13 protein-coding genes are annotated in these 16,931 nt (G+C 57.3%); 5 read left to right on the top strand and 8 right to left on the bottom strand.

Annotated features, from left to right (window positions below):
- The first annotated feature begins 178 nt into the window (after window positions 1-178).
- Window positions 179-2,572, top strand: a complete 2,394-nt coding sequence (gene malP / locus HX884_RS00225) for a maltodextrin phosphorylase (RefSeq protein WP_178327443.1) — start codon at window positions 179-181, stop codon at window positions 2,570-2,572.
- A gap of 9 nt (window positions 2,573-2,581) precedes the next feature.
- Window positions 2,582-4,660 (top strand): 4-alpha-glucanotransferase, encoded by a 2,079-nt coding sequence (gene malQ / locus HX884_RS00220; RefSeq protein WP_038420752.1) that lies wholly within the window; start codon window positions 2,582-2,584, stop codon window positions 4,658-4,660.
- 110 nt (window positions 4,661-4,770) lie between these two features.
- Here malQ and gntT read toward each other — a convergent pair whose 3' ends face one another.
- The 3 genes from gntT to gntX form a co-directional block, all read right to left on the bottom strand.
- Window positions 4,771-6,087: a gluconate transporter gene (gene gntT, locus HX884_RS00215; RefSeq protein ID WP_013099097.1), complete on the bottom strand. Its 1,317-nt coding sequence runs from the start codon at window positions 6,085-6,087 to the stop codon at window positions 4,771-4,773.
- 388 nt (window positions 6,088-6,475) lie between these two features.
- On the bottom strand, window positions 6,476-7,051 hold the full coding sequence (nfuA, locus tag HX884_RS00210; RefSeq protein WP_013099096.1) for a Fe-S biogenesis protein NfuA: 576 nt from the start codon (window positions 7,049-7,051) through the stop codon (window positions 6,476-6,478).
- Window positions 7,052-7,112: 61 nt separating this feature from the next.
- Window positions 7,113-7,796, bottom strand: a complete 684-nt coding sequence (gene gntX / locus HX884_RS00205; protein WP_178327442.1) for a DNA utilization protein GntX — start codon at window positions 7,794-7,796, stop codon at window positions 7,113-7,115.
- Between the two features lie 35 nt (window positions 7,797-7,831).
- On the opposite strand from gntX, the gene bioH reads away from it, so the two are divergent.
- Entirely contained in the window at window positions 7,832-8,614 is a 783-nt protein-coding gene (gene bioH / locus HX884_RS00200) for a pimeloyl-ACP methyl ester esterase BioH (protein ID WP_038981426.1), read from the top strand.
- On the opposite strand, the gene feoC is transcribed toward bioH, so the two are convergent.
- From feoC to greB, 5 genes are all read right to left on the bottom strand, one after another.
- A complete protein-coding gene (feoC, locus tag HX884_RS00195) occupies window positions 8,586-8,825 on the bottom strand; it encodes a [Fe-S]-dependent transcriptional repressor FeoC (RefSeq protein WP_013099093.1) in 240 nt (79 codons plus the stop codon). The two genes, bioH and feoC, sit on opposite strands and share 29 nt — an antisense overlap.
- 8 nt (window positions 8,826-8,833) lie before the next feature.
- Window positions 8,834-11,152 (bottom strand): Fe(2+) transporter permease subunit FeoB, encoded by a 2,319-nt coding sequence (gene feoB, locus HX884_RS00190; protein WP_040022727.1) that lies wholly within the window; start codon window positions 11,150-11,152, stop codon window positions 8,834-8,836.
- A gap of 30 nt (window positions 11,153-11,182) precedes the next feature.
- Window positions 11,183-11,410, bottom strand: coding sequence for a ferrous iron transporter A (gene feoA, locus HX884_RS00185; RefSeq protein ID WP_010436417.1), 228 nt, complete (start codon window positions 11,408-11,410; stop codon window positions 11,183-11,185).
- A gap of 301 nt (window positions 11,411-11,711) precedes the next feature.
- Entirely contained in the window at window positions 11,712-14,042 is a 2,331-nt protein-coding gene (locus HX884_RS00180) for a Tex family protein (RefSeq protein ID WP_178327441.1), read from the bottom strand.
- 86 nt (window positions 14,043-14,128) lie between these two features.
- Window positions 14,129-14,602, bottom strand: coding sequence for a transcription elongation factor GreB (gene greB, locus HX884_RS00175; protein WP_013099090.1), 474 nt, complete (start codon window positions 14,600-14,602; stop codon window positions 14,129-14,131).
- Window positions 14,603-14,834: 232 nt separating this feature from the next.
- On the opposite strand from greB, the gene ompR reads away from it, so the two are divergent.
- Both ompR and envZ read left to right on the top strand, forming a co-directional pair.
- Window positions 14,835-15,554 (top strand): two-component system response regulator OmpR, encoded by a 720-nt coding sequence (ompR, locus tag HX884_RS00170; RefSeq protein ID WP_006177890.1) that lies wholly within the window; start codon window positions 14,835-14,837, stop codon window positions 15,552-15,554.
- Window positions 15,551-16,897 carry a two-component system sensor histidine kinase EnvZ gene (envZ, locus tag HX884_RS00165; protein ID WP_178327440.1) on the top strand — a complete coding sequence of 449 codons (1,347 nt, stop codon included), beginning with the start codon at window positions 15,551-15,553 and terminating at the stop codon, window positions 16,895-16,897. The genes ompR and envZ overlap by 4 nt, the downstream gene beginning before the upstream one ends.
- The last annotated feature ends 34 nt before the right edge of the window (window positions 16,898-16,931 follow it).

Here is a 16,931-nt window from a genome sequence, read left to right as displayed (position 1 = left end):
TATCTTTTTATCTTCCTGACACACTCCGACTATGCTCTCAGAGTGGCCTCGATCACACTTTTATGCTCATCCCCGCTACTCCTCCCTGCCTAATCCCCTGCGGGAGGAGGAAGAGGAGAAATGAGCCAGGCACACTAGCGCCAACTTGTGTTTTCTTTCTAAAGGATGCCGATCCCCTATGTCACAGCCTACCTTCAACAAAGCTCAATTCCAGGCTGCCCTGACGCGTCAGTGGCAGCGTTTTGGCCTTCATGCTGCAAACGAGATGACGCCTCACCAGTGGTGGCAGGCGGTGAGCGGTGCGCTCGCAGAGCAGCTGGATGCTCAACCTCTGGCAAAACCGGTAAAAGGTCAGCGCCACGTCAACTATATCTCGATGGAATTCCTGATCGGTCGTCTGACCGGCAACAACCTGCTGAACCTCGGCTGGTATCAGGAGATTGGGGATGTGCTGAAAGAACACGACATTAACCTGACCGACCTGCTGGAAGAAGAGATTGACCCGGCGCTGGGCAACGGTGGTCTGGGACGTCTGGCGGCCTGTTTCCTCGATTCGATGGCAACGGTTGGGCAGTCGGCCATTGGTTACGGCCTGAACTATCAATACGGTCTGTTCCGTCAGTCATTTGCAGACGGGCATCAGATGGAAGCGCCGGACGACTGGCACCGTAACACCTACCCGTGGTTCCGCCACAACGCGCAGCTGGATGTGCAGGTGAACATTGGCGGTAAAGTATCAAAACAGGGTCTCTGGGAACCGGCATTTACGTTTATCGGCGAAGCCTGGGACCTGCCGGTGCTGGGTTACCGTAACGGCGTGGCGCAACCGCTGCGTCTGTGGCAGGCGAAGCATGCGCATCCGTTTAACCTGACCAAATTTAACGACGGCGATTTCCTGCGTGCCGAACAGCAGGGCATCGACGCCGAGAAGCTGACCAAAGTGCTCTACCCGAACGACAACCATCTGGCGGGCAAGAAACTGCGTCTGATGCAGCAGTACTTCCAGTGCGCCTGCTCCGTGGCGGATATTCTGCGTCGTCACCACCTGGCGGGCCGCAAGCTGGCACAGCTGCCTGACTTTGAAGTGATTCAACTTAACGACACGCACCCGACCATCGCTATTCCTGAACTGCTGCGTGTGCTGATCGACGAGCACCAGCTGAGCTGGGATGATGCCTGGGCGATCACCAGCCGCACCTTTGCTTACACCAACCACACCCTGATGCCTGAAGCGCTGGAGTGCTGGGACGAGAAGCTGGTGAAAACGCTGCTGCCGCGCCATATGCAGATCATCAACAAGATTAACGACCAGTTTAAAACGCTGGTGGATAAAACCTGGCCGGGCAACAAAGCGGTCTGGGCGAAGCTGGCCGTGGTGCATGACAAACAGGTGCGCATGGCAAATATGTGCGTGGTGAGCGGCTTTGCGGTGAACGGTGTGGCGGCGCTGCACTCGGATCTGGTGGTGAAAGACCTGTTCCCGGAATATCACCAGCTGTGGCCGACCAAATTCCATAACGTGACCAACGGCATCACGCCGCGTCGCTGGATCAAACAGTGCAACCCGCTGCTGGCCGGTCTGCTGGACAAAACGCTGAAGAAAGAGTGGGCCAACGATCTGGACCAGCTGATCAACCTGGAAAAATACGCGGACGACGCGAAATTCCGCGAACAATACCGCGCCATCAAGCGGGATAACAAAGTGCGTCTGGCGGCGTTTGTGAAAGCGCGTACCGGGATCGAGATTAACCCGAACGCCATTTTCGACATCCAGATTAAGCGTCTGCACGAATATAAACGTCAGCATCTGAACCTGCTGCATATCCTCGCGCTGTACAAAGAGATCCGCGAGAATCCGCAGGCTGACCGCGTGCCGCGCGTGTTCCTGTTCGGCGCGAAGGCGGCACCGGGCTACTACCTGGCGAAAAACATTATCCTCGCCATCAATAAAGTGGCGGCGGCTATCAACAACGATCCGAAAGTGGGCGACAAGCTGAAAGTGGTGTTCCTGCCGGACTACTGCGTCTCTGCTGCAGAGATGCTGATCCCGGCGGCGGATATCTCCGAGCAGATCTCGACCGCGGGTAAAGAAGCGTCCGGTACCGGCAACATGAAGCTGGCGCTGAACGGCGCGCTGACTGTTGGTACGCTAGACGGTGCGAACGTAGAGATTGCCGAGAAGGTTGGAGAAGAGAACATCTTTATCTTTGGTCATACGGTTGAAGAAGTGAAAGCCCTCAAGGCCAAAGGCTACGATCCGGTGAAATGGCGTAAGAAGGACAAAGTGCTGGATGCGGTGCTGAAAGAGCTGGAAAGCGGTAAATACAGCGATGGCGATAAGCACGCGTTTGACCAGATGATGCACAGTATGGACAAACACGGCGGCGACCCGTATCTGGTGATGGCGGACTTCACGGCCTACGTGGAAGCGCAAAAACAGGTCGACGTGCTGTACCGTGACCAGGAAGCGTGGACCCGGGCGTGCATTCTGAACACCGCCCGCTGCGGAATGTTCAGCTCTGACCGTTCAATCCGTGATTATCAGGCTCGTATCTGGCAGGCAAAACGCTAAGGAAGCGCGATGGAGAGTAAACGTCTGGACAGTGCCGCGCAGGCGGCGGGGATCAGCCTCAGTTACATTAATGCTCACGGCAAACCACAGTCTATTGGCGCCGACACCAAAAGACGTTTGCTGGATGCCATGCACAAAACCGACGCGAAAGCGTCGGCCACGCCGGTACCGAACGTTAAAGTCTTCACCGCGGGCAAAAAGATGTCGCTGGCGGTGGAAGGACGCGGCGAGTTTACCTGGCTGCTGACCACCGAAGAGGGACATCAGCACAAGGGTCACGCCACTGGCGGCAAAGCATTCACCCTTCCGGCGAAGCTGCCGGAGGGTTACCACACCCTAACGCTCACCCAGGACGAGCTGCGCTTTCACTGCCGGTTGATCGTGGCGCCAAAACGTTGTTATGAGCCGCAGGCGTTGCTCGAAGGCAAAAAGCTGTGGGGTGCCTGCGTGCAACTCTACACCCTGCGCTCTGACAGCAACTGGGGCATCGGCGATTTTGGTGACCTGAAAAAGATGCTGGCATCGGTGGGGGAGCGCGGCGGCGCGTTTATCGGCCTCAACCCGATCCACGCCCTCTATCCGGCTAACCCGGAGAGTGCCAGCCCGTACAGCCCGTCGTCTCGTCGCTGGCTGAACGTGATTTACATCGACGTGAATGCGTTAGACGATTTCAAAAACAGCCCGGAAGCGCAGGCGTGGTGGGCACTTAGCACCACTCAGCAGGCGCTGAAGCAGGCGCGCGAAGCAGACTGGGTGGACTATTCCACCGTGACGGCGCTGAAGATGGCTGCCCTGCGTCTGGCGTGGAAAGGCTTTTCTCAGCGTGATGACGAGGAGATGGCCGCCTTCCGTCAGTTTGTGGCGCAGGAGGGCGAGAGCCTCTACTGGCAGGCGGCGTTCGATGCGCTGCATGCGTATCAGGTGAAAGAGGACGAAATGCGCTGGGGCTGGCCGGTCTGGCCGGAGGCGTATCAATCCGTCGACACGCCTGAAGTCAAAGCGTTCTGTAAAAAATACGCCGATGAAGTGGACTTCTACCTGTGGCTGCAGTGGCTGGCGTACAGCCAGTTTGCCGACTGCTGGCAGGTGAGCCAGGGCTATAAGATGCCGATCGGCCTGTATCGCGACCTGGCCGTTGGCGTGGCAGAAGGCGGGGCGGAAACCTGGTGTGACCGTGAGCTGTACTGCCTGAAGGCCTCCGTAGGCGCACCACCGGATATTCTGGGCCCGCTCGGCCAGAACTGGGGCCTGCCGCCGATGGATCCGCACGTGATGGCGGCGCGTGCCTACGAGCCGTTTATCGATCTGCTGCGCGCCAACATGCAGAACTGCGGCGCGCTGCGTATCGACCACGTGATGTCGGTGCTGCGCCTGTGGTGGATCCCCTACGGTGAGACGGCCGATCACGGGGCGTATGTTCAGTATCCGGTTGACGATCTGCTGTCGATCCTGGCGCTGGAAAGCAAGCGCCATCAGTGCATGGTGATCGGCGAAGATCTCGGTACCGTGCCGGTAGAAATCGTCAGTAAGCTTCGCGACAGCGGCGTTTACTCCTATAAAGTGCTCTATTTTGAAAACGACCATGAGAAAACCTTCCGCGCGCCGCAAGCGTACCCTGAACAGTCAATGGCAGTCGCGACGACGCATGACCTTCCTACGCTTCGTGGCTATTGGGAAAGCGGCGATCTGACGCTCGGTAAAACCCTGGGTCTCTATCCGGATGAAGATGTCCTTCGCGGCCTGTATCAGGATCGCGAGCTGGCGAAGCAGGGTCTGCTGGATGCACTGCATAAGCACGGCTGTCTGCCGAAACGCGCCGGGCATAAAGCGTCGCTGATGTCGATGACGCCGACGCTCAACCGCGGATTGCAGCGCTACATTGCCGACAGCAACAGCGCCCTGCTGGGCCTGCAGCCGGAAGACTGGATTGATATGGCGGAGCCGGTGAACATCCCGGGCACCAGCTATCAGTACAAGAACTGGCGCCGCAAGTTATCCACTACGCTTGAGACGATGTTTGCTGATGACGGGGTGAACAGGCTGATTAAGGATTTGGATAAGCGGCGAAAAGCAGTCGCGAAGAAGTGATAAAAAAACCCGCCAGTGGCGGGTTTTTATTGCCCGGTGGCGCTACGCTTACCGGGCCTACATGGAGCGAGTAGGTCGGGTAAGGCGAAGCCGCCACCCGACTTATGGCATCAGACCACCATATTCAACAGCAGCACCCCGACCAGACCGCACACCGAAATAATGGTTTCCAGCGCGGACCAGGACTTGATGGTTTCACCGATAGTCAGGTTGAAGTACTCCTTGAACAGCCAGAAGCCCGGGTCGTTCACGTGTGAGAAAATCACGCTACCGGAACCGACGGCAATAACCATCAGCTCAGGGCTGACGCCCGTGGTGGCAATCAGTGGCGCAACGATACCGCCCGCGGTGATTGCCGCAACGGTTGCAGAACCCAGCGCGATACGCAGAACTGCGGCGATAGACCAGGCCATCAGAAGCGGCGACACGTTGGTTTCATGCATCATGGCCGCGATGTATTTATCCACACCGCTATCGACCAGAACCTGCTTGAACGCACCGCCACCGCCGATGATCAACAGCATCATGGCAATGATTTTGATGGAAGAGGTCAGCGTGTCGTTGATCTGATCCATGGAACGGCCGCGGTTCAGGCCGAAGGTGAACATCGCGATCAACACCGCAATCAGCGTGGCCATCACCGGGTCGCCGAGGAACTCAGCAACGGACAGGAACGCGTGACCTTTCGGCAGAACCATCTCTGCCACGGCGCGCATCGCCATCAGGATCACCGGGACCAGAGAGGTCCAGACGCTGACGCCAAAGCCAGGCATTTCTTCTTCGGTGAAGGTTTTCGCGCTGTACAGACCTTCCGGAATCGGCTTATCAATGCCTTTCAGGAAGCGGGCATAAACAGGGCCTGCCAGAATCACGGTTGGGATGGCCAGAATCGTACCGAACAGCAGGGTTTTACCCATATCGGCGTGGAAAATGGTGGCGATAGCGGTTGGGCCCGGGTGCGGTGGCAGGAAGCCGTGCGTCACGGACAGCGCTGCTGCCATTGGCACACCGACATACAGCAGCGGAATGCTCGCCGCCGCCGCAATGGTGAAGACCAGCGGCAGCATCAGCACGAAGCCCACTTCATAGAACAGTGCGAAACCGACGGTAAAACCGGTTAACACAACTGCCCACTGGATGTTCTTCTTACCAAACTTGTCGATAAGCGTGGTGGCAATACGCTGTGCACCACCGCAGTCCGCCAGCATTTTGCCGAGCATGGCGCCAAAGCCCATGATCAACGCCAGGCTGCCGAGCGTGCCGCCGACACCCGCTTTAATGGAGCTAATAACTTTGACCAGCGGCATCCCTTGCATCAGACCGACTGCAAGTGCCACCAGAACCAGAGCGATAAACCCGTTCATTTTGAAACGGATCATCAAGAGCAGTAATAACACAACACCGATAGCAACGATGACTAATGGCATGATTTACCTGGCCTTTGAATTGTTATGGGTAACGTCATTGTTTCAACGACACGTTCCGGTTGTCCCAACTGGGAACAGAGTGGTTAACGGCACTAATACTGATACCTTGGAAACTATTTAGTTTAGTCGGCTGTTATGAGTGTGTTTAGTGCCCATGAGAATGATACGGGTAACATGACGTGATTGAGAATCACCCTGGAGGGCAAAATTTAAATTATGAGACGCAGGTCAACATATGGAGGTAAACGCAAAACGGTAACCGCAAGGTTACCGTTTTTAATGTTTTCACCCTCTCCCGTGGGAGAGGGCGGGGTGAGGGCATCAGACCGCACTATTTTTGTAGGCCCGGTAAGCGCAGCGCCACCGGGCAATACAGACGGGCAATGAATCAGTAGTAAGAGTGCTCGCCGCGCTGGTGTTCGGTCAGGTCACGCACGCCTTTCAGTTCAGGGAACTCGTTCAGCAGCTGCTTCTCGATCCCTTCTTTCAGGGTCACATCGACCATGGAACAACCGTTACAGCCGCCGCCAAACTGCAGAATTGCGTAGCCTTCGTCGGTGATTTCCATCAGGGAAACGCGACCACCGTGACCGGCCAGCTGCGGGTTGATCTGGGATTGCAGCAGATACTCTACGCGCTCCATCAGCGGGGCATCGTCGGACACTTTACGCATTTTGGCGTTTGGCGCTTTCAGCGTCAGCTGCGAGCCCAGCTGGTCGGTGACGAAGTCGATCTCCGCATCTTCAAGATACGGCGCGCTCAGCTCATCAACATATGCCGTGAGCTGGTCAAATTTAAGGGCAGTGTCAGTTGCTTCCACCGCGTCTGGCGGACAATAGGAGACACCACATTCTGCATTCGGAGTGCCTGGATTGATCACAAACACGCGGATCTGCGTCCCTTCTTCCTGATTTGCCAGCAGTTTGGCAAAGTGCGCTTGTGCAGAATCGGAAATACGGATCATAGCTTTGGCCTAATAGTTGACTAAATTACCTGGGTATAATCATACGCCCATTGGAGAAGGGCTACAAGGTACGGCACAGACACCATACCTGAACCGACGCGGCGCCGCTTTGCAAAAGCAGTCGGGAAAGTTCAGCAACGGTACTGCCTGTGGTGACGACATCATCCACAATCGCGATATGGAGCCCTTTGACGGCGAATTCAAGGCGAAAGGCGTTTTTGAGGTTCCTTTTGCGAAGCCGGGCGCTCAGCTGATGCTGAATGGCGGTGGCATGGCGGCGCGTCAGCGCAGCGGCTGGGTACTGACAGCCGAGCCACCGGGCGAGCGGGCGACAGAGCAGGTCGCTCTGGTTGTAGCCGCGTCGCCAGTGACGGCGCCGGTATAAGGGCACATTCAGCACCATATCCACTTTCGGCAGCGCGCGCGTGCGCCGTGCCTGCAACACCGCTAGCAATAACAGGCGGGCGAGAGGGCGAGCCAGCGCAATCTGGCCGGAAAACTTCAGCGCGTGGATAAGCCTGCTTAACGGTGGAACGTAATCATCGACCGCCACCAGGGCGCTCCACGGTGGTGGCTTTTTCAGGCAGCGACCGCAGGGAAACTGTGGACTGTACGCCGGTAAACCGCACTGCGGGCAGGTCGTGATGCGGCTTGCCAGCAAACGCGTGCAGACGGAACAGACTCCCCACGCGCTCAGCGCAAGTGGCATTCGACATAGCCAGCACAAGCCGGGCACTGTTAGCATAGACAACCTCCATGTAAAAAAGAGAACAGTAACTGATGAAGACGCTGTGGTGGCAGACCGTAGGGACGGGAAATCGCCATCTTGTGCTGCTGCACGGATGGGGACTGAATGCGGAAGTATGGCATTGCGTAAATGAGGAACTTGCCTCGCATTTCACGCTGCATCTGGTGGATTTACCCGGTTTTGGCCGCAGCCGGGGCTATGGGGCGATGTCGCTTGACGAAATGGCGCAGCAGGTTCTGGCCGCCGCACCGCAACAGGCCATCTGGCTCGGCTGGAGTCTGGGCGGGCTGGTGGCAAGTGAGGTTGCATTAACGAACCCTGAACGCGTGCAGGCGCTGGTAACGGTGGCCTCGTCGCCGAACTTCAGTGCGCAGGAGGAGTGGCCGGGTATTAAGCCGGACGTACTGAGCAACTTCCAGCGGCAGTTGAGCGAAGATTACCAGCGAACGGTAGAACGCTTCCTGGCCCTGCAGACGATGGGGACAGAGAGCGCCCGTAAGGATGCTCGTCTGCTGAAGCAAACCGTGCTGTCGCTGCCGATGCCGGATGTGGAGGTGCTGAACGGGGGACTCGAATTACTGAAAACGGTCGACCTGCGTGAGCCGATGACCGCGCTGGCGGTGCCGCACCTGCGCATTTATGGTTATCTGGATGGGCTGGTTCCACGCAAAGTGGTGCCACTGCTGGATGAACTGTGGCCAGAGAGTCAATCGCTGACAATCGCCAAAGCGGCCCATGCGCCGTTTATCTCGCATCCTGCCGAGTTTTGTTCAGCGTTGATCGCCTTCAGTCACGAAGTGCCCACCACTCCCTGAGACAGGCTTTCCCTTCCGGGCAATGTTTACAACTGCCGGACAGACAACCGTCCGGCTCTTCCTGAATACGTATGGCTTTCCCCATCGCTTCCAGTCTTTCCAGCATGGCATCGATCATCGGCTGCGGCGTATGCAGGCTGAGGCTTAGCTGTTTTGCCTCCATACGCCCCTGCAACGCCAGTAAATCACGAACCTGAATCAACGATGCCATGGCTCCCCCTAGTGACAGTCGCCCGCCGGGCTGTTGCAGCAGGTCGCGGCGGTTTTACGGTTTGCCAGCAGGTTGATATCGACGCGGCTGCGTGCCCGGCGTAGCAGACCGAGAACGAGCACGTTAAACAGCACAACCGCCAGGATGCAGACCAGGCTGTAGCGCGGATGCTGGCTGAAGTTAGCGGTCTGGTAAAAGAGCGTCGCCAGCGAGTAGGCGATGTTTAAGCCCCACAGGATGGAGAACCCCATCCAGCCGCGGCTGGACTCACGGGCTATCGCCCCCATCACCGAGATGCACGGAATATAGAGCAGGACAAAGATGAGGTAGCTGTAGGCCGCTGACGCGCTGCCAAATTTCTCGCTCATCACGCCCATGGCACCGGTGGCCATTTCGCCGTCGCCTTTGCTGGCTTCAATCGGGTTCGCCAGTACGCTCAGGCTGAAGGTGTCTTTCAGGCTCTGCCAGGTCTCTTCCACCGCGCCGAGCAGTTCATCACCGAGGTGGAACGCTGCCGGGTTAAACTCTTCTTCCTGGATATTCTCAGCGGTGTAAAGCGTGTTCAGGGTGCCGACCACCACCTCTTTTGCCATCGCGCCGGTGAACAGGCCAACGGTCGCCTGCCAGTTGTCTTCATGCACGCCAATCGGTTTAAACACCGGGGTAATGACGCGGCTCACGGAGGCGAGGGCGGAGTCGTTGATGTTATCCGCCGCCTGCCCGCTCAGGGTGAAACTGTTCAGCGCGCTCAGGAAGATGCTGACGATAACAATCACTTTACCGGCGCGCAGAACAAAACCTTTCAGGCGCTGCCAGGTCTGGATCGCCAGGCTTTTCAGATGCGGCACGTGATACACCGGCAGTTCCATCACAAACGGCGACGCTTCCCCGCGCATGATGGTGTGTTTAAGCATGAGCCCGGTCAGGATCGCCATCACGATGCCCAGCACATACAGCGAGAAGACCGCCAGCGCCCCTTCCTGACCAAAGAAGGCCGCGGCAAAGACCGCAAAGATAGCCAGTCGCGCCCCGCAGGACATAAATGGCGCCATCATGATGGTCATCAGACGTTCGCGGGGGGCATCAAGCGTGCGCGCACCCATTACCGACGGCACGTTACAGCCGAAGCCGACAATCAGCGGGACGAAGGATTTACCCGGCAGACCCAGGGCCTGCATCAGACGATCCATCACGAAAGCCGCACGCGCCATGTAACCGGAGTCCTCAAGGAACGAGAGGAACAGGTACATCATGCCGATTTGCGGTACCAGCGGCAGAACGGTGTTGATACCACCACCGATCCCCTGGGCGAGGAAAATGGTCAGCCATTCCGGGAAGTGCAGGGTGTAGCCCAGCCACTGAATACCGTGGACAAATATCGCCACAGAACCAGCATCGAAAATAGGCTGTAGCGCGCCACCGATGTTAATGGCGAGGAGGAACATCAGGTACATGACCAGTAAAAAGATCGGCAAACCGAGGAAGCGGTTAAGCACAATCTTGTCCACGGCGGCCGTAAAGCGGCTTGGCTCGGCCGTCAGGGCATTACTGACCACGTCGCAAATGGCGGCGATGGCCTGATAGCGCGCGTCGGCGATGTGCAGGGCCGGGTCATCGAGCTCATCGCTCAGACGCGCCAGCGCCACGTCCAGTTTGTCTGCGGCATGGCCCGCATAGGCGCGGCTGTAGATATCGCCTTCCAGCATCTGCAGGCCGAGCCACAGGCGCTGTCTGGCGGGCATGCTGTTGTCCATCTCCTGCGCCAGCAGACCGGCCTCGCGCAGAAGCGGTTGCGCATAGTGCACCAGCTCAACGTCGGCGTTGCCCGCGTGGCGGTCAATGGCCAGCTTCAGTGCGTCAATTCCGCGGGCACGGGTAGAAACCAGCGGCACTACCGGGCAGCCCAGACGCGCGGAGAGGGCGTCGACGTCGATACGCAGCTTTTGTTTCTCTGCGATGTCGAGCATGTTGAGCGCCACAATGCAGGGGATCCCAAGCTCAAGCAACTGCAGCGTCAGATAGAGGTTACGCTCCAGGTTAGATGCATCGACCACGTTGATTAACAGGTCCGCATCGCCACTCAGAATATAGTGACAGGCAATCTGCTCATCGAGCGAGGTTTGTGACGAAATGGTGGTTAAGGAGTAGGTGCCGGGCAGATCCACCAGGGTGACTTGATTGTCTGTCGTGGTGAACTGGCCTTCTTTACGTTCAACCGTTACGCCCGCCCAGTTACCCACACGCTGGCGTGCACCGGTGAGCTGGTTAAATAACGTTGTCTTGCCGGAATTAGGATTGCCAATTAAGCCAATAGTTAATTTTTTCATTGTTTTCGACTCACTGAAACCGCTGGCTTGTTATTGGGATAAGGCTTCGACTTCAATTAATGCGAGGTCTTTTTTACGCAGTACCAGATTCACGCGCCGGGTTTCAATATGAACGGGATCACCTAATGGGGCCACGCGCACCACCTGGAATGACGAGCCGGGGAGCATGCCCAGCGACAGCAGCTTTTGCCGATAGGCCGGGCTAATTTCGCGGGTAAAACCGGTAATTTTCCATGCACTGTCTGGAGTGAATTGCATAATGCCTGATTCCACGAAAGGTTAAATTATCTACTATGGGATGATAATGAGAATAGTTTTTATCAGCAATATGAAAACTGTGACGGAATGTTGTTAAGCGTATTAATTTACGGCCTGTTTGACCTTGCTCAATATTTGCTGAAATGACGGGAAAACGAAAAGGGGATTATTTGTTAACGGGGTGATAAATGGTGGTTTAAATATGGATATGCAATCGGTTTCATCTCTTGCGATATAATTTGTCCCCTCACCCCGGCCCTCTCCCCAAGGGAGAGGGTTAGGGTGAGGGGCATTTACAACCTTAGCGTTTCTTACCCATCGCGGCCGCCAGCGCATCCATCATTGCGCTGTTACCCGCTGGCTGCGCATCACGCCCGCGCGGCTTCGCGCCTTTAGCGGCAGGGCGTTGCTGCTCACGGCTACCGCCGTTACTGCCGCGGCGCGCGTTGGTTTCACCTGGCTGCTCGTCCAGACGCATGGTCAGGGCGATTCGCTTGCGCTGCAGGTCCACTTCCAGCACTTTCACCTTCACGATATCGCCCGCTTTGACCACCGTATGTGGATCTTCAACGAACTTATCGGCGAGCGATGAGATATGCACCAGGCCATCCTGATGCACGCCGATATCGACAAAAGCGCCAAAGTTAGTGACGTTGGTGACGGCGCCTTCCAGCACCATGCCCGGCAGCAGGTCGTTCATGGTCTCGATGCCGTCGGCAAAGGTCGCGGTTTTGAACTCAGGACGCGGATCGCGGCCCGGTTTTTCCAGCTCTTTGATGATGTCGGTTACGGTCGGCACGCCGAACTGCTCGTCGGTGAAATCGACCGCTTTCAGGTTGCGCAGCGCGTTGCTGTCGCCCATCAGGTCTTTGAGTGCCTGCTGGGTCGCTGCCAGTATGCGCTCAACCACCGGGTAGGCTTCCGGGTGAACGGTTGACGCATCCAGCGGGTTATCGCCGTGGTTGATGCGCAGGAAGCCCGCACACTGCTCAAACGCTTTCGGCCCCAGACGGCTTACCTTCAGCAACTGCTGGCGGTTCTGGAACTGACCGTTCTCATCACGCCAGGCAACGATGTTCTGCGCCATCATGCGGGTTAAGCCTGCCACGCGGGTCAGCAGAGGAACGGAGGCGGTGTTCAGGTCCACGCCCACGGCGTTTACGCAATCTTCCACCACCGCATCCAGCTTACGCGCCAGTTGCGTCTGGCTCACGTCGTGCTGATACTGGCCCACACCGATGGATTTCGGGTCGATCTTCACCAGTTCCGCCAGCGGATCCTGCAGACGACGGGCGATAGAGACCGCACCGCGCAGGGAGACGTCCAGGTCCGGGAACTCCTGGGCCGCCAGCTCTGACGCAGAATAGACGGACGCCCCGGCCTCGCTGACGATCACTTTCTGCGCCGTCACTTTCGGGAACTGTTTCTGCACGTCGAGGTAGAAACGTTCGGTTTCGCGGGAGGCCGTACCGTTGCCGATAGCCACCAGCTCAACGTTATATTTCTCGCACAGTGCGGCCACCACTACAGCAGCCTTCGCCGCCTGACCGGTATGCGGGTAAATGGTGTCGGTTGCCACCAGCTTGCCGGTACCGTCAACCACCGCCACTTTTACGCCGGTACGCAGACCCGGATCGAGACCCATGGTCGCACGCAGGCCAGCAGGTGCGGCCATCAGCAGATCATGCAGGTTACGGGCAAAGACGTTGATTGCTTCGTCTTCCGCACGCTCGCGCACGGTGCCCATCAGTTCGGTTTCGAGGTGCATCAGCACCTTAATGCGCCATGTCCAGCTCACCACGCCTTTACGCCAGTTGTCTGCCGGGGCGTTATTCAGGCGCAGGCCGAGGTGATCGGTGATGATCTGCTCGCAGTGGCTCTCTTTTGGCGGCTCATCAAACTGCGGGTCGGCGTTGAGAGAGAGCTGCAGCACGCCTTCATTACGGCCGCGGAACATGGCCAGCGCACGGTGAGAAGGCACGGTTGAAATCGGTTCGTGGTGATCGAAGTAGTCGCGGAATTTCGCGCCTTCCTCTTCTTTGCCTGCCACCACGGTAGAGACGATGTGGGCGTTCTTCCACAGATAATCACGCACACGGGAGAGCAGGGCAGCATCCTCGGAGAAGCGCTCCATCAGAATGTAGCGTGCGCCATCAAGGGCCGCTTTGGTGTCTGCCACGCCTTTGTCAGCGTCGATAAATTTGGCCGCTTCGGTTTCCGGGTCGTGTGACGGTTCGTTCCACAGCAGCTCGGCCAGCGGCTCCAGACCTGCTTCAATTGCAATCTGCCCGCGCGTACGGCGCTTCGGTTTGTAGGGCAGATAGAGGTCTTCGAGTTCAGTTTTGCTCAGGGTGCCGTTAATGGCCTTTTCCAGATCGCTGGTCAGTTTGCCCTGTTCGCCGATGGATTTGAGGATTGCCTGACGGCGGTCTTCCAGTTCACGGAGGTAGCCCAGACGGGTCTCCAGGTTACGCAGCTGCGTGTCATCCAGACCGCCGGTGACTTCCTTACGATAACGTGCAATAAACGGCACGGTGTTCCCTTCATCAAGCAGGCGAACGGCAGCTTCTACCTGTTCGGCTCTGGCCTGAAGTTCACCCGCAATAATGCGGCAGAGCGAATCTTTCATCATGGCTTTATCATCTTGTGGGTCAAAAATCAGGGGATAGTTATACGGGCTGACACGGTAAAATGCCAGCCGTGGAGGGCGCTCTCGGACTATTTTACGTAGGTGATCTCATTGACGTACCAGCTCGCTTCTCCGGCAGGCGTCTGGACGACGGCTAAATCACCCACCTCCTTTTTCAGCAGCGCGCGGGCCATCGGCGAGTCGATGGAGATGTAATCCTTACGGCCAAAAATTTCGTCGTACCCGACAATGCGAAAGCGCAGGGTATTGCCATCATCATTCTCGATCTCTACCCACGCGCCGAAGAAGACTTTGCCCTCCTGCTGCGGTGAATAATCGACAATTTTAAGATTCTCGAGACATTTGGTCAGATAGCGTACCCGACGGTCGATCTCACGCAGCCGCTTTTTGTTGTACTGGTAGTCAGCATTTTCGCTGCGGTCGCCCAGGCTTGCCGCCCAGGTAACTTTTTTGGTCACTTCCGGACGCTCTTCGCGCCACAGGTAATCCATCTCTTTTTTGAGTTTTTCGTACCCTTCGCGGGTGATCAGGGGCGTTTTCATACTGTGACCTTCAGACTCGACTTCATTGCAAACATTGCGCACATTACGTATCACGTAGTCTATCAGACAGCGTTAATAATCATTTATGTGATGAATTGTGCAGATAAGCTGCTGTTAAATATGCTTTGTAACAATTTCGACTAGAATTTATACCAGAATTCGCTGGTCGAACCCGTGCACTTTTTTAGAATACGCCGTTATTAGACTATCCGAACCTTTGGGAGTACACACAATGCAAGAGAACTACAAAATTCTGGTCGTGGATGACGACATGCGCCTGCGTGCGCTGCTGGAACGTTATCTGACCGAGCAGGGCTTCCAGGTTCGTAGCGTCGCGAACGCTGAGCAGATGGACCGCCTGCTGACCCGTGAATCTTTTCATCTGATGGTCCTCGACCTGATGCTGCCGGGCGAAGACGGGCTCTCTATCTGTCGCCGTCTGCGCAGCCAGAGCAACCCCATGCCAATCATTATGGTGACGGCGAAAGGGGAAGAGGTCGACCGTATCGTGGGCCTCGAAATTGGCGCTGACGACTACATTCCTAAACCGTTTAACCCGCGTGAACTGCTGGCGCGTATTCGGGCCGTGCTGCGCCGTCAGGCGAACGAACTGCCAGGCGCACCGTCGCAGGAAGAAGCGGTGATTGCGTTCGGGAAGTTCAAGCTGAACCTCGGCACGCGTGAGATGTTCCGTGAAGACGAGCCAATGCCGCTCACCAGCGGCGAGTTCGCGGTACTGAAAGCGCTGGTCAGCCACCCGCGTGAGCCGCTCTCCCGTGACAAGCTGATGAACCTGGCGCGCGGCCGTGAATACTCGGCAATGGAACGTTCCATCGACGTGCAGATCTCTCGTCTGCGCCGCATGGTGGAAGAAGATCCGGCGCATCCTCGTTATATTCAGACCGTGTGGGGTCTGGGCTACGTGTTCGTCCCGGACGGCGCTAAAGCATGAGGCGAATGCGCTTCTCACCGCGAAGCTCGTTTGCCCGTACCCTGCTTTTGATTGTCACCTTGCTGTTTGTCAGCCTGGTGACAACCTACCTGGTGGTGCTGAACTTTGCGATCCTGCCGAGCCTTCAGCAGTTTAATAAGGTCCTGGCGTACGAAGTGCGTATGCTGATGACCGATAAACTGCAGCTGGAGGACGGCACGCAGTTAGTGGTTCCTCCGGCGTTTCGCCGTGAAATCTACCGTGAACTGGGCATTTCGCTCTATTCGAATGAAGCGGCGGAAGACGCGGGTCTGCGCTGGGCGCAGCACTATGAATTCCTCAGCCAGCAGATGGCGCAGCAGCTGGGTGGCCCGACGGAGGTGCGTGTTGAGGTCAACAAAAGCTCGCCGGTCGTCTGGCTGAAAACCTGGCTGTCGCCCAATATCTGGGTGCGCGTTCCGCTGACCGAAATCCACCAGGGCGACTTCTCGCCGCTGTTCCGCTACACCCTTGCCATCATGCTGCTGGCGATAGGCGGCGCGTGGCTGTTTATCCGTATACAGAACCGACCGCTGGTCGACCTGGAACACGCTGCGCTCCAGGTCGGTAAAGGGATCATTCCGCCGCCGCTGCGTGAATATGGCGCATCGGAGGTGCGTTCGGTGACGCGCGCGTTTAATCATATGGCGGCTGGCGTCAAACAGCTGGCGGATGACCGTACGCTGCTGATGGCGGGCGTCAGCCATGATCTGCGTACGCCACTCACGCGTATCCGACTGGCGACGGAGATGATGGGCGAAGAGGACGGTTATCTCGCCGAGTCCATCAACAAGGATATCGAAGAGTGTAACGCCATCATTGAGCAGTTTATTGACTACCTGCGTACCGGGCAGGAGATGCCGATGGAGATGGCTGACCTGAACGCGGTGCTGGGCGAAGTGGTGGCGGCTGAAAGCGGCTACGAGCGTGAGATTGATACCGACCTTCAGGCCGGTGAAATTCAGGTTCGCATGCACCCGCTCTCCATCAAGCGCGCGGTGGCAAACATGGTGGTGAATGCGGCCCGCTACGGTAATGGCTGGATTAAAGTCAGCAGCGGATCGGAACTCAACCGCGCCTGGTTCCAGGTGGAAGATGACGGTCCGGGTATCAAGCCCGAGCAGCGTAAGCATCTGTTCCAGACGTTTGTGCGCGGCGACAGCGCGCGCAGCACCAGCGGAACCGGTTTAGGCCTGGCGATTGTGCAGCGTATTGTTGATAACCATAACGGGTTGCTGGAGATTGGTACCAGCGAGCGGGGTGGGTTGAGCATTCGCGCCTGGTTGCCGGTGCCGGTGACGCGGGGGCAAGTGAAGGAGGGGTAATCGGGGTGCGGCCTGATGCCCTCACCCCGGCCCT

Origin of the sequence: Enterobacter sp. SECR19-1250, from assembly GCF_013391025.1 — a bacterium.
Taxonomy (GTDB): Bacteria; Pseudomonadota; Gammaproteobacteria; order Enterobacterales; family Enterobacteriaceae; genus Enterobacter; species Enterobacter cloacae.
Note: the sequence above shows the minus strand (reverse complement) of the source record. Positions and strands in the feature narration are given on the sequence as shown.